General features: G+C 69.2%; 10 protein-coding genes. 9 read left to right on the top strand and 1 reads right to left on the bottom strand.

Going from position 1 to position 12,680, the window contains the following annotated elements; all coding sequences use genetic code 11:
- Nucleotides 1-55 precede the first annotated feature (55 nt).
- The 9 genes from ACU4E7_RS15840 (at nucleotide 56) to ACU4E7_RS15800 (ending at nucleotide 10,791) form a co-directional block, all read left to right on the top strand.
- Nucleotides 56-496, top strand: a complete 441-nt coding sequence (locus ACU4E7_RS15840) for a hypothetical protein (protein WP_447019404.1) — start codon at nucleotides 56-58, stop codon at nucleotides 494-496.
- Between the two features lie 523 nt (nucleotides 497-1,019).
- Complete coding sequence (locus ACU4E7_RS15835) at nucleotides 1,020-2,399, top strand: dipeptidase (protein WP_238121944.1); 1,380 nt, start codon at nucleotides 1,020-1,022, stop codon at nucleotides 2,397-2,399.
- Between the two features lie 171 nt (nucleotides 2,400-2,570).
- Nucleotides 2,571-4,052, top strand: coding sequence for a replicative DNA helicase (locus ACU4E7_RS15830; protein ID WP_238121943.1), 1,482 nt, complete (start codon nucleotides 2,571-2,573; stop codon nucleotides 4,050-4,052).
- The gene (alr, locus tag ACU4E7_RS15825) at nucleotides 4,049-5,227 is read left to right on the top strand and encodes an alanine racemase (protein ID WP_447021649.1); all 1,179 of its coding nucleotides are present in this window, start codon (nucleotides 4,049-4,051) and stop codon (nucleotides 5,225-5,227) included. The genes ACU4E7_RS15830 and alr overlap by 4 nt, the downstream gene beginning before the upstream one ends.
- A gap of 153 nt (nucleotides 5,228-5,380) precedes the next feature.
- Nucleotides 5,381-5,656, top strand: coding sequence for a type II toxin-antitoxin system ParD family antitoxin (locus ACU4E7_RS15820; RefSeq protein WP_238121942.1), 276 nt, complete (start codon nucleotides 5,381-5,383; stop codon nucleotides 5,654-5,656).
- Nucleotides 5,657-5,935: 279 nt separating this feature from the next.
- A complete protein-coding gene (radA, locus tag ACU4E7_RS15815; RefSeq protein WP_447019403.1) occupies nucleotides 5,936-7,426 on the top strand; it encodes a DNA repair protein RadA in 1,491 nt (496 codons plus the stop codon).
- A 133-nt stretch (nucleotides 7,427-7,559) separates the two neighbouring features.
- Nucleotides 7,560-8,270, top strand: coding sequence for a CvpA family protein (locus tag ACU4E7_RS15810; RefSeq protein WP_238121940.1), 711 nt, complete (start codon nucleotides 7,560-7,562; stop codon nucleotides 8,268-8,270).
- A 23-nt stretch (nucleotides 8,271-8,293) separates the two neighbouring features.
- Nucleotides 8,294-9,838 (top strand): amidophosphoribosyltransferase, encoded by a 1,545-nt coding sequence (gene purF / locus ACU4E7_RS15805; protein ID WP_447019402.1) that lies wholly within the window; start codon nucleotides 8,294-8,296, stop codon nucleotides 9,836-9,838.
- A 182-nt stretch (nucleotides 9,839-10,020) separates the two neighbouring features.
- Complete coding sequence (locus ACU4E7_RS15800) at nucleotides 10,021-10,791, top strand: SDR family NAD(P)-dependent oxidoreductase (RefSeq protein ID WP_447019401.1); 771 nt, start codon at nucleotides 10,021-10,023, stop codon at nucleotides 10,789-10,791.
- 431 nt (nucleotides 10,792-11,222) lie between these two features.
- Here the strand turns inward: ACU4E7_RS15800 and cysG are convergent, their stop codons facing one another.
- Nucleotides 11,223-12,677, bottom strand: a complete 1,455-nt coding sequence (gene cysG / locus ACU4E7_RS15795; RefSeq protein ID WP_447021648.1) for a siroheme synthase CysG — start codon at nucleotides 12,675-12,677, stop codon at nucleotides 11,223-11,225.
- Nucleotides 12,678-12,680 lie beyond the last annotated feature (3 nt).

Below are 12,680 nucleotides of genomic sequence, written 5' to 3'. Positions count from 1 at the left end.
CGTCGTGTGAGAACCATGACGCTCGGCGCACAGTTCATCGGAGCGCCTTATGAAGGTGTTACCCACCGCCCGCATTCTTCTCGTTGATTCCCAATCCGACCGGCGCGATGCGCTGCGGCTTGCCCTGACGGCCTTCGGCGTCGGTGCGGTTCTGGAGGCGGCCTCCACCGCCGAGGCCGCCGAGCCGCAGTTTCAGGGTGCCGTCGACGTTCTGGTCGTCCATACCGATGACCCGGATCAGGCGCCAGAGAACCCCTTTCGGGATGGCAATGGTGTGCCCACCATCCTGATCGCGGAGCTCCCCACCCAGGCGTTGATGCGCCTGGCGGCGCGCGGCGGATACGACGCAGCCGTGGGGGCGCCACTGGCCCCGCGCCTGCTGTATCGGCGGATTGGTTCGGTCATGCAGCGGGCCCGGCGCGTGGTGCGCAGCCTGGCGCCGGATGCGCCTCGCGTTGCCAGCGAGCCCGCAGCAGCCCTCGTCCCGACCAACTGAAAACGGCGGTCCCGGCGCCCCAGGCCGATCGCCGGGGCGCGCGGGAGCGCTCACAGACGGAGCACTCTCGGACAGCGCGTGCGCGTGGCATTGGGCACGTTGGATCCCGGGGGGCGTGGCGGGGTGCCAAGGCCTGCGCGCGCGGCTTGCCGGTTTTACGACGATACGGCCGACCTGAACTCCGTATGACGGGCAGGTTCGGCCGGAACACAGGACGGGCGGGCGAGCAGCGGCCTCCCTCTCGACCTGCACCTCCGCCCTGCCCGCCCAGCTTCGAGACGTCAGTCGGAGGCCACGCTTGGCCGCTAGAGCGAGCGGGCTGGCCCGCCGGTTCTCCACCAAAGGGGAGAGCGGGGTTGAGCCGCCCCGCCTGTCGCTCATGCTTGGCTGTCATGCTTGACTGTCATGCTTGGCTGATGGCCCTTCGCCAATCATGTCTTGCCCGCCGGCGTCCCCGGCGCCAGCATCCGCCGGGAATCACGCAGGCGATGCGCGGCATCGCGGCGGCGGCAGGAGGCAAGTGATGACGGCGGTAGATGCAGCGCTACAGGCGGTGGACCAGGGGCTGGATGGGGCGCTGGAGCGGCTGTTTGCCTTTCTGCGCATTCCCTCCATCTCCACCGATCCGGCACATGCGGCGGCCTGCCAGGATGCGGCGCAATGGGTGGCGGCGGAGCTGGCGAGCCTCGACATCCCCGCCGAAGTCCACCCGACCAAGGGTCACCCGGTGGTGATCGGCCGGACCGATACCGGCGCAGCCCGCCGGGTGCTGTTCTACGGTCATTACGACGTCCAGCCGGTGGACCCGCTGAACCTGTGGCAGGATCCTCCTTTCGAGCCGCATTTCGGCGAAACCGCCGATGGCCGGCGCACCATCGTGGCCCGTGGGGCGGCGGATGATAAGGGGCAGGTGCTCACCTTCCTCGGTGCCCTGCGGGCGCTCAAGGAGAGCGGGGGCCGGCTGCCGGTGGATGTGACGATCATGCTGGAGGGCGAGGAGGAATGCGGCTCGCCGAGCCTGCCGGCGTTCCTTTCCGCCCATGCGGGTGCGCTCGGAGCGGATCTGGCGCTGGTGTGCGACACCGGCATGTGGGACCCCAAGACCCCCTCCATCACCACCTCGCTGCGGGGCATTCTCCACACCGAGCTGACCATCCACGGGGCCAATCGCGACCTGCATTCCGGCCTCTACGGGGGGGCCGCCGCCAACCCCATCCATCTCCTCTCGCGCATCCTCGCCGATGCCCATGATGCCGACGGCCGTGTGGCCATCCCGGGCTTCTACGACGAGGTCCGCGAGATGCCCGAAGCGGTGCGTGAGCGTTGGAGAAGCCTCAACCTCTCGGCCGAGGGCTTTCTCGGCCCGGTGGGCCTGTCGATTCCGGTGGGCGAGCGCGACCGCATGCTGATCGAGCAGATCCAGTCCCGCCCCACCTTCGAGGTGAACGGCATCTACGGCGGCTATATCGGCGAGGGCACCAAGACCATCATCCCGTCCAAGGCCACGGCCAAGATTTCCTTCCGCCTGGTGGCGGATCAGGACCCCGCCAAGCTGTGGGCGGCCTTTGCCGCCTTCGTCCGCGCGCGGCTGCCGGCGGATTGCACCATGGAGCTGAGCGAGGGGGACGGCGCCCGCGCCTTCCTGGTGCCGCCGGACAGCCCGGACCTCGCCAAGGCGGCGGCGGCCCTGGAACAGGAATGGGGGGTGAAGCCGGTGACCATCGGCACTGGTGGGTCGATTCCCATCGTCGGCCAGTTCAAGCAGCGGCTCGGGGTCGATACGCTGCTGATCGGCTTCGGCCTCGATGACGACCGGGTGCACGCGCCCAATGAGAAGTATGACCTCAGCTCGTTCCACAAGGGCACGCGCAGCTGGGTGCGCATTCTGAGCGCCCTGGCGTGAGGCGGCGGGGGCGGCGCGAAAAAAGTTATCGCCGCTATCCCCAGACTTATCAACGGTGCAAGATTTCCCCCCCTGGCGGTGGGCCGGAATCCGGCCGCCTGGGGGTCTTCGGCACGGACTCTTAAGGGTCCTGTCTGCTAAACGAGGCCTCCAAGCTGTGGACTCGTGACCATGCTCGATCTTCTCGACAAAGGGGACCTCGACCCCTCCTATCGCCAGGCGCCGCACAATCTGGAAGCGGAGCAGGCGCTGCTGGGCGCCATCCTGGTCAACAACGAGGCCTTTTACCGCGTCTCCGACTTTCTGGAGCCGCGCCACTTCTTCGAGCCGCTGCACGGCAAGCTGTTCGAGATCATGGGTGCGTTGATCCGGGCCGGAAAGATCGCCACCCCGATCACCCTCAAGACCTTCCTGCCGGCTGAGCTCGACATCGGCGGCCTCACCGGCCCGCAGTACCTGGCCCGGCTGGCGGCGGAAGCCACCACCATCATCAATTCCGAGGATTACGGCCGGGCCATCTACGATCTGTCGGTGCGCCGCGACCTGATCCAGATCGGCGAGGAAATCGTCAACGAGGCCTATGACGCCGGTGTCGAAGCCTCGCCGCAGGAGCAGATCGAGCAGGCGGAAAAGCGCCTTTACGAGATCGCCGAGACCGGCCGCTACGATGGCGGCTTCCTGAAGTTCGGCGACGCGCTGCGCGAATCCGTGGACATGGCCTCCAAGGCCTTCCAGCGTGACGGGCATCTGTCGGGCATCGCCACCGCCCTCGACGACCTCGACCACCAGATGGGCGGCCTGCAGCCGTCGGATCTGATCATCCTGGCCGGCCGTCCGGCCATGGGCAAAACCTCGCTCGCCACCAACATCGCCTTCAATATCGCCGCCGCCTATCGCGGCGAGCAACGGGCCGATGGCTCCATCGAGGCGGTGTCGGGCGGCGTGGTCGGCTTCTTCTCGCTGGAAATGTCGTCGGAGCAGCTGGCCACCCGTATTCTCGCCGAGCAGGCCGAGATCGCCTCCTACAAGATCCGCCGCGGCGACATCTCCGAGGCCGAGTTCTCCAAGCTCGCCGCCGCCGCCCAGACCATGCAGTCCATTCCGCTCTATATCGACGACACCGGCGGCATCTCCATCGCCCAATTGGTGGCGCGGGCACGGCGGTTGAAGCGCCAGCGCGGGCTCGATTTCATGGTGGTGGACTATCTCCAGCTCCTGTCCGGCTCCAGCAAGTCGTCGTCGCAGAACCGGGTTCAGGAGATCACCGAGATCACCACCGGCCTGAAAGCCTTGGCGAAAGAACTGCAAGTGCCCATTATGGCGCTGTCGCAGCTCTCCCGTCAGGTGGAGAGCCGGGACGACAAGCGGCCGCAGCTGTCCGACCTGCGTGAGTCCGGCTCCATCGAGCAGGACGCCGACGTGGTCATGTTCGTGTTTCGCGAGGAGTACTATCTCAAGAGTCGCGAGCCGAAGCAGGGCACAGAGGAGTGGTTCAAGTGGGAGATCGACATGAAGGCCGCGGAGAACACGGCGGAAATCATCGTCGGCAAGCAGCGTCACGGCCCGACGGGGACGGTGAAGGTGCATTTCGAACCCCAGTTCACCCGCTTCTCGAACCTGGCGCGGGAGGATCACCTGCCGAACCGGGACTGAGCGGCACCCCCCTGCCCTCGCCCCCCACACCAGCGGAGGATCCGGAGCAGGCCGCGCGTGACGCGCGCGATGCCGGCGCCATCCTCACCATTGATCTGGCCGCCATCGCCGAGAACTGGCGCACCCTTTCCGCCCTCGCCGCCCCGGCGGAATGCGCGGCGGTGGTGAAGGCGGATGCCTATGGGCTCGGCATCGCTCAGGTGGCCCCGGTGCTGTGGCGCGCGGGGGCCCGCACCTTCTTCGTCGCCCATCTCAATGAGGCGCTCACGCTGCGCAGGCTGCTGCCCGAAGCCACCATCTACGCCCTGAACGGCCTGCTGCCGGGCACCGCGCCGCAGTTCGCCGCCCATGAGATCTGCCCGGTGCTGGGCTCGGAGCCGGAAATCGCCGAATGGAGCGCGGCCTGCCGCGACAGCGGCGTGAGCCGGCCGGCGGCCATTCATGTGGATACCGGCATGCATCGCCTGGGCATCGCCCTCGATGAGGCGGTGCGACTGGCGAAGACCATGCCCACCCTCGGCTTCAAGCCGAGCCTGATCATGAGCCATCTGGCCTGTGCCGACACCCCCGGCCATCCGCTCACCGCCCGGCAGCGGCTGGTGTTCGCCGATGTGGCGCGCCGCTTCCCGCGGGTGAAGGCCTCGCTGGCCAATTCCGCCGGCACCCTGATGGGCCGGGATTTTCGCTTCGACTTGGTGCGGCCCGGCATCTTTCTCTACGGCGGCGTCGCCATCAACGGCGTGCCACCGCTGAAGCCGGTGGTGCGGCTGGAGGCGAAGGTGATCCAGGTGCTGGATGTGGCGCGGGGGGAAACGGTGGGCTACGGCGCCACCGAGCGCCTGCAACGCGACAGCCGGCTCGCCACCGTCCATATCGGCTATGCGGACGGCTTCTTCCGCGCCGCCGGCTCCACCGACGAACGCAAGGCGGCGAAGGCCGGCGCGGTGGCCATGCTGGGCGGCCAGCCCTGCCCCCTGGTGGGGCGCATCTCCATGGATCTCGCCACCCTCGACATCACCGACCTGCCGCCCGGCACCGTCGGGCGCGGCGATCCCGCGGTGTTCCTCGGCGACGGCATCGGCGTCGATGATCTCGCCACCGCGGCGGGCACCATCGGCTATGAGGTGCTCACCAGCCTCGGCAAGCGCTACCTGCGCCGCTACGTGGGGGCGTGAGCGGGAGACGTGAGCGGACCTGACGTCGCGTCCCGGCGCCACCGGCTGGAGCGCGCGCGCCACACCGCCCCTCTATCTCCCCCACCGCGCACGCGGCCTCTCGACCTTCCCGGCGAACACCTCTAGCGTCCGCCTGTTCGTGGGGAGGCCCTCATGTCTGATCGATTCGCCTTGTCGCCGGAGCATTCCGGCCTGATTGACCGTTTCGTTTCCTCCGGCCGTTTCGACGGCCCCCATGCGGTGCTCAGCGCCGCCCTCTCGCTGCTGGAAGCCCGCGAGCGGGAGCGCAGCGAGAAGCTCAGCGCCCTGCATTCCGCCCTGGCGGCGGAGGCCGGCAAGCTGGCCTTTGATGTGGATGAGACCTTTCGCGAGATCGAGCGGCTGATCGGCTCCGGCCTCGGCGCGCCAGGCTTGCGCGAAGCCTGCTGAACGGCACGGGGCCAGCCGGATGCGGCGGCCGGCCCGGTGCCCTCACGGCAGAGCCCGCTGCTGGGCGATGAGCCTCTGGCAACGATCGACCGTGCTCATGAGCAATGCTGATGAGCAGGTCTTGATGCGTGCGTGCCGGCGGGCATCGGAGAACACCCCGGACGCCCCTGTGGCCCGGCGGCGGGCGGGCGCGCGCTTTGGCGCGTGATAGTTTCGGCGGGTGATGGTCTAGAGTGCGGCGGGCGAGGCGGATTCGGCCGCCCGCCCTTCGGATCTATCATGGCCAAGCGCGACCACACCTTCGTCTGCCAATCCTGCGGCGCGGTCTATTCCCGCTGGCAGGGCAAGTGCGATGCCTGCGGCGCCTGGAACACCATTTCCGAGGAAGTCGCGGTGGTGGCCAGCGTGCCAGCCGCCCAGAGGTCCAGCCGCAAGGGCCGCGCCTTCGCGCTCGAGAGCCTGGAAGGCGGCGGCAATCCCGCGCCCCGCATGGTCTGCGGCATCGGCGAGCTCGACCGGGTGGCCGGTGGCGGCTTCGTGCCGGGCTCCATCCTGCTCATCGGCGGCGACCCCGGCATCGGCAAGTCGACCCTGCTGGTGCAGGCGTCGGCGGCGCTGTCGGCACGCGGGCTGAACGTGGTCTATGTCTCCGGCGAGGAGGCGGTGGACCAGGTGCGCATGCGCGCCCAGCGGCTCGGCCTGGCCGCCGCCAAGGTGGGGCTCGCCGCGGAAACCAACGCCGAAAACATCCTCGCCACCCTCGCCTCGGGTCCGCCGGTGCATGTGGTGGTCATCGATTCCATTCAGACCATGTGGTCGGACAGCGTGGAATCCGCGCCCGGCACGGTGACCCAGGTGCGCACCTCGGCCCAGCTGCTGGTGCGCTACGCCAAACAGACCGGCGCCTGCGTGATCCTGGTGGGCCATGTGACCAAGGATGGCCAGATCGCCGGCCCCCGGGTGGTGGAGCACATGGTGGATGCGGTGTTCTCCTTCGAGGGGGACGGCGGCCATCAGTTCCGGGTGCTGCGGGCGCAGAAGAATCGTTTCGGCCCCACCGACGAGATTGGCGTGTTCGAGATGACCGGGCGCGGCCTGCGCGAGGTGGCCAACCCCTCCGAGCTGTTCCTTTCCAACCGTGACAGCGGCGCGCCCGGCACCGCCGTCTTCGCCGGCATGGAAGGCACTCGGCCGGTGCTGGTGGAGATCCAGGCCCTGGTGGCCCCCTCCTCCCTCGGCACACCGCGTCGGGCGGTGGTGGGCTGGGACCCCAACCGCCTTTCCATGGTGCTGGCGGTGCTGGATGCGCGCTGCGGCGTGCGCCTCGGCGGGCACGACGTCTATCTGAATGTCGCCGGCGGCCTCAGGATCGGCGAGCCGGCGGCGGATCTGGCGGTGGCGGCGGCGCTGGTCTCCTCCCTCACCGGAGCCCCGCTGCCGGCGGACGCCGTCTATTTCGGCGAGGCCAGCCTTACCGGCGCGGTGCGCCCCGTCTCCCAGGGTCCGGCCCGGCTGAAGGAGGCGGCCAAGCTCGGCTTTGCCCGCGCGGTCATTCCCGCCGGCGGCCAGGAGGGCGCCGACGGACTGGTGGAGATCGACTCCATCTCCTCCCTCGCCCAGCTGGTGGCGGGCATCGCCGCCCGCGCTCCGCGTAAGGCAGCCATGCGCAAGCCACAGGCGGACGACGCCGATGAGGATGTTCCGCGCCGGCCCGCCGGCAAGCGCGCCATCGCCGCGACCACCACCCCGTGGGATGACGAAGCGGACTGAGTTGAGATAAAGGGCAAGGGGAGGATGACGCCGACCGATGTGCGGGCTATATCACGCGCGCGGCGGCCCCACGCGGTGCGGACCCGCAGGATGAGCGCCTGTCGCCCCACACCGACCACGGACCGATGCACCGATGCCTGTCACGCTACTCGACATCATTGTCATTTCCGTGATGCTGATTTCAGGAGTCCTCGCCATGGTGCGGGGCCTGCTGCGCGAAGTCTTCAGCATCCTGTCGTGGGCGGTCGCCGCTGGCGTGACGCTCTATTTCTACAAACCGGCGCTGCCGTACGTGAAACAATATATCTCCCAGGACACCGCCGCCATGGCGGCCACCCTGGGCCTCTTGTTTCTCGGCACGCTGCTGATCGCCTCCATCATCACCGCGCGGATCTCCGACATCGTGCTCGACAGCCGAATCGGCGCGCTGGACCGCACCTTGGGCTTCGGCTTCGGCCTCGCCCGCGGCCTGCTCGTGATGGTGGTGGCTTTCATGTTCTTCAATTGGCTGGTGCCGCTCAAGAGCCAGCCGCCGTGGGTGGTGGACGCCAAATCGCGTCCGGCGCTGGAAAGCGCGGGTGACTGGCTGATGGCCCAGTTGCCGGATGACCCTGAAAACACCATCTTGAACAAGTTCAAGAAGCCACCCGCAGGTGAGGAGGGCGATGCGCCCGCCGCACCGGCAGCAGGTCAGCGTTCACAGAACGACGGTTCGGGCCTTGGGGGCACGACCATGGCGGCAAGCACCGCCCCGGGATCCACGGCAGGGAGCGCCGGCTACCGGCGCACGGATCGCCAGGGCTTTGAGCAGCTGCTGGAAAGCACGCGCGGCACCGGCCAGTAAGGTCGCCCGAGCGGAGGTGCAGGATGGACAGGACACAGCTGGACGACATGAACGGCGCCGAAGGGGGCCACGGTTCCGACCATGGTTCCCATGCCCAGGAGCCCGGACAAGGTCGCGCCATCGACCTTGATCTCGATGGCGATCGCCTGCGCGAGGAATGCGGGGTCTTCGGCATCTATAACCACCCCCACGCCGCGGCGGTGACGGCCATTGGCCTGCACGCCCTGCAGCATCGCGGCCAGGAAGCCGCCGGCATCGTCTCCTTCGACGGCCGGCGCTTCCACTCGGAACGGCGCCTCGGCCTCGTCGGCGATGCCTTCTCCGACGGCGCGGTGATCGATCGCCTGCCGGGCGATTCCGCGATCGGCCACGTGCGCTATTCCACCACCGGTGAGACCCTGCTGCGCAATGTGCAGCCGCTGTTCGCCGAGCTCGATGCCGGCGGCTTCGCGGTGGGGCACAACGGCAACCTCACCAATGGCCTCACCCTGCGCAAGCAGCTGGTGCGGGAAGGGGCCATCACCCAGTCCACCACCGACACCGAAGTCATCCTGCATCTGGTGGCCCGCTCGCGGAAGCCGCGCTTCATCGACCGCTTCATCGACGCGATCCAGTGCCTGGAGGGCGCCTATTCCCTGGTGGCGCTCACCAACAAGAAATTGATCGGCGCCCGCGATCCCCTCGGCATCCGCCCGCTGGTGCTCGGCACCCTGGAAGGCTCGCCCATCCTCGCCTCCGAGACCTGCGCCCTCGACATCATCGGCGCGCGCTATGTGCGCGACGTGGAGAATGGCGAGGTCATCGTCATCGACGAGGACGGGCTGCAGTCGTTCAAGCCGTTCCCCGAGATGCCGGCCCGCCCCTGCATCTTCGAGTACATCTATTTCGCCCGCCCGGATTCCGTGGTGGGCGGGCGTTCCGTCTACCAGGTGCGCAAGACCTTCGGCCAGGTGCTGGCCCAGGAGAGCCCGGCCAATGCCGACGTGATCGTGCCGGTGCCGGATTCCGGCGTGCCGGCGGCCATCGGCTTCGCGCAATATTCGGGCATCCCCTACGAGCTCGGCATCATCCGCAACCACTATGTGGGCCGCACCTTCATCCAGCCCACCCAGACCATCCGCGACCAGGGTGTGCGCATGAAGCATTCCGCCAACCGCTCGGTGGTGGAAGGCAAGAGCATCGTGCTGGTGGACGACAGCCTGGTGCGCGGCACCACCTCGGTGAAGATCGTGCAGATGATGCGCGATGCCGGCGCCCGCGAGGTGCATTTCCGCATCGCATCGCCGCCCATCACCCATCCCGATTATTACGGCATCGACACGCCGGACCGGGACAAGCTGCTGGCCGCCACCCACGACCTGGAAGGCATGCGCCGCTATATCGGCGCGGATTCCCTGGCCTTCCTCACCGTGGACGGCGTCTACCGCGCCATGGGCTATGAGGGGCGCGATCCGGCCCGGCCGCAGTTCACCGACCACTGCTTCACCGGCGACTATCCCACCCCGCTGACCGACCGCTCCTGCGCAGCCGGCGCACAGCAATTGTCGCTGCTCGCCGAAGCCAGCTGAGGTCTGCGCCGCGGTCGGCGACACCGGCCGCGGCGGCCCACCCCAGGGCATCGCGGGCGTGCCACGCCCCGCGCCGACAGGCCCGCACCGGCCCCGCTGACGGCCGGACGCGCGATAGCCGCGTCAAGGGGCCCCCTGACGCGGCTCTTCCTCTCTGCACCACCAACGCCCGCGGAGCCTTCATGACCGATCTCAGCCCCACCGGCGCCAACCCTGCCCTGCCGCTGGCCGACAAGGTGGCCCTCGTCACCGGCGCCACCCGCGGCATCGGCGCGGCGACCGCCCTCGCTCTGGCCAAGGCCGGCGCCCATGTGGTGGCGGTGGGCCGCACCGAAGGGGGCCTGGAGGAACTGGACGACGCCATTCAGGCCATCGGCGGCAGCGCCACCTTGGTGCCCCTCGACCTCAAGGATGGCGAAGGCATCGACCGGCTGGGCGGCGCGCTCTACCAGCGCTATGGCCGGCTCGACATCTATGTGGCCAATGCCGGCGTGCTGGGACCGCTCTCTCCCCTCGGCCACGTGCTGCCGAAGGACTGGGATGACACGGTGGCGGTGAACCTCACCGCCAACTGGCGCTGCGTGCGCTCATTCGATCCGCTGCTGCGGCTGTCCACCTGCGCGCGGGCTGTGATGATCTCCTCCGGCGCGGCCCATAAGGCCAAGGCCTATTGGGGGCCCTACGCCATCACCAAGGCGGCGCTGGAAGTGATGGCCCGCACCTGGGCGGCGGAGGCCATCAACGGCAATCTGAAGGTGAACCTCTTCAACCCCGGACCCATCCGCACCCTGATGCGGGCCAAGGCGTTTCCCGGGGAGGACCCCATGACGCTGCCGACCCCGGAAGAGGCCGCCGCCGCCATCCTGCCCCTGTGCCTGCCCGACTTCACAGAGACCGGCAAGCTCTACGACTTCCCCCAGCGCAAGCTGCTGTCCTTCCAGATGCCCGCCTGAGGCGACGCCGGCGGGCCAGGATACCTGCAACAGGCGGCCGTAGGAGAGGCGCATCCCCTCTCCCGCTTGCGGGGGAGGGTCAGGGAGGGGGCAACGCCACCTCACAGACGACGACCATCGCATTTCAGCGTAGTCCGCAACGCGTAGCCTTTGCCTGGTGGCGGAGCGCAACTCCCAACGATTTGCCCCCTCCCCAGCCCTCCCCCGCAAGCGGGAGAGGGAGCAGCGGCGGGACAAGCTCAGTCGGCGCATCAGCCGCATAACATGCGTTGGCGGTCGAGAGCGCCTCGCGCATTTTCGCGCAGGGTGGACACCGTTTCGCGTGAAGATGCGGGCTCGATCGCCGAGAGCGCTATCGCCGCGATTGCGCCGATTTCCAATGCCGCGCGGACGGGCCAAAGGCCCAGTGGCCCATCCCGCCGAAATGCCCCTCAGCCCGCCACCCGTTCGCGGGCGGGCTCCAGAGCGCCAAGCGTCTCATCATCTAGCCCCACCGCCGCCTCACTCAGCGCGGAGCCGTAAAGCACGATGCAGGGGCCGGTGGCGCCGGCGGCCACCGCTTGTTCCACCGCCTCCACCAGACGCCTGATGGGGGCGCTGACGATGCGTTCATCCGGCCGGGTGGCGGAGAAGATGGCCACGGCCGGCGTGGCGGCATCGAGCCCCGCCGGAAGGAGACGCGCCACCAGCGCCGCCAAGGTGTGGCGGGGCATATAGACCACGGTGGTGGCGCCGGGATCGCTCAGGGCCTCGAAATCGAGATCCTCGGGCAACTGGCCGTTGCGGGCATGGGCGGTGACGAACTGCAGGCGCCGCGCGTGGTCGCGATGGGTGAGGGAGGCGGCGAGCCGGCTGGCGGCCCCCTGGGCCGTGGATATGCCCGGCACCACCTCCACCGGCACGCCGGCGGCGCGGCAGGCGGCGATCTCCTCCCCGGCGCGGCCGAAGATCATGGGCTCGCCTCCCTTGAGGCGCACCACCCGGCGGCCCTCACGGGCGAGCCGCACCATCAGCGCATTGATGTCGTCCTGCTTGCAGGAGGGGCCGTAGCCGGTCTTGCCCACCAGCATCTTGCGGGCCTCGCGCCGGGCGAAATCCAGCACCTCCGGTGACACCAGCTGGTCATAGAGCACCACGTCCGCCGCCTGCAGGGCGCGCACCGCCTTGAGGGTGAGCAGTTCCGGATCGCCCGGCCCCGCCCCCACCAGCACCACGGAGCCGCCGGCCGGCAGCGGCGCGGCGAGGAGTGCCGCCTGGATGTCGGCATCGGGCGTCGCATGGGGCGTTGCGAGGGCACGGGCGCTGAAGCGTTCCCAGAAGGCCCGCCGCGCCGGCGCGGCCAGATCCCTGAGGCCCGCGCGCCAGCCCTTGGCGGCGTCCGCCCACGCCTTGAAGCCCGCCGGCAGCAGCGCCTCGATGCGGGCGCGCACCGCCTGGGCAAACACCGGCGCCGCCCCATCGGTGGAGATGCCCACCACCAGAGGCGAGCGATTGACGATGGAACCGAAGGTGAAATCGCAGCGCGCCGGATCGTCCACCACATTGACCGGCACCCCGGCGGCGCGGGCGGCGGCGGCGAAGCGCACGCCCTCTTCCGCATCCTCGAACGCCCCCACCGCCAGCGCGGCGCCGGTCAGATCCTCAGGGGCGAATGCGCGGGGGTGCAGCGTCACCGGCCCCTGCGGCGGTGTGGCAGCCAGATGGGCGAGATCGGCGCAAGGCACGGGCGCGAACACCTCCACCCGCGCCCCGGCGGCGGAGAGCAGTTCCGCCTTCCAGCTCGCCGCGCGGCCATGGCCGGCCACCACCACGCGCCGCCCGTTGAGGCCGAAGAACACGGGCAGGCGCGCCAGAGGCGCCATGCGGCCAGCATCGGGGGCAGACACGGC

Source organism: Xanthobacter sp. ZOL 2024 (genome assembly GCF_052932325.1).
This window is presented reverse-complemented; position numbering and strand designations above follow the sequence as displayed.

Excerpts from the sequence above, each read along its gene's own strand:
- radA (WP_447019403.1), top strand. The coding sequence starts at position 5,936 with ATGGCCAAGCGCGACCACACCTTCGTCTGCCAATCCTGCGGCGCGGTC.
- ACU4E7_RS15820 (WP_238121942.1), top strand. The coding sequence starts at position 5,381 with ATGTCTGATCGATTCGCCTTGTCGCCGGAGCATTCCGGCCTGATTGAC.
- ACU4E7_RS15830 (WP_238121943.1), top strand. The coding sequence starts at position 2,571 with ATGCTCGATCTTCTCGACAAAGGGGACCTCGACCCCTCCTATCGCCAG.
- purF (WP_447019402.1), top strand. The coding sequence starts at position 8,294 with ATGGACAGGACACAGCTGGACGACATGAACGGCGCCGAAGGGGGCCAC.
- ACU4E7_RS15800 (WP_447019401.1), top strand. The coding sequence starts at position 10,021 with ATGACCGATCTCAGCCCCACCGGCGCCAACCCTGCCCTGCCGCTGGCC.
- ACU4E7_RS15835 (WP_238121944.1), top strand. The coding sequence starts at position 1,020 with ATGACGGCGGTAGATGCAGCGCTACAGGCGGTGGACCAGGGGCTGGAT.
- ACU4E7_RS15810 (WP_238121940.1), top strand. The coding sequence starts at position 7,560 with ATGCCTGTCACGCTACTCGACATCATTGTCATTTCCGTGATGCTGATT.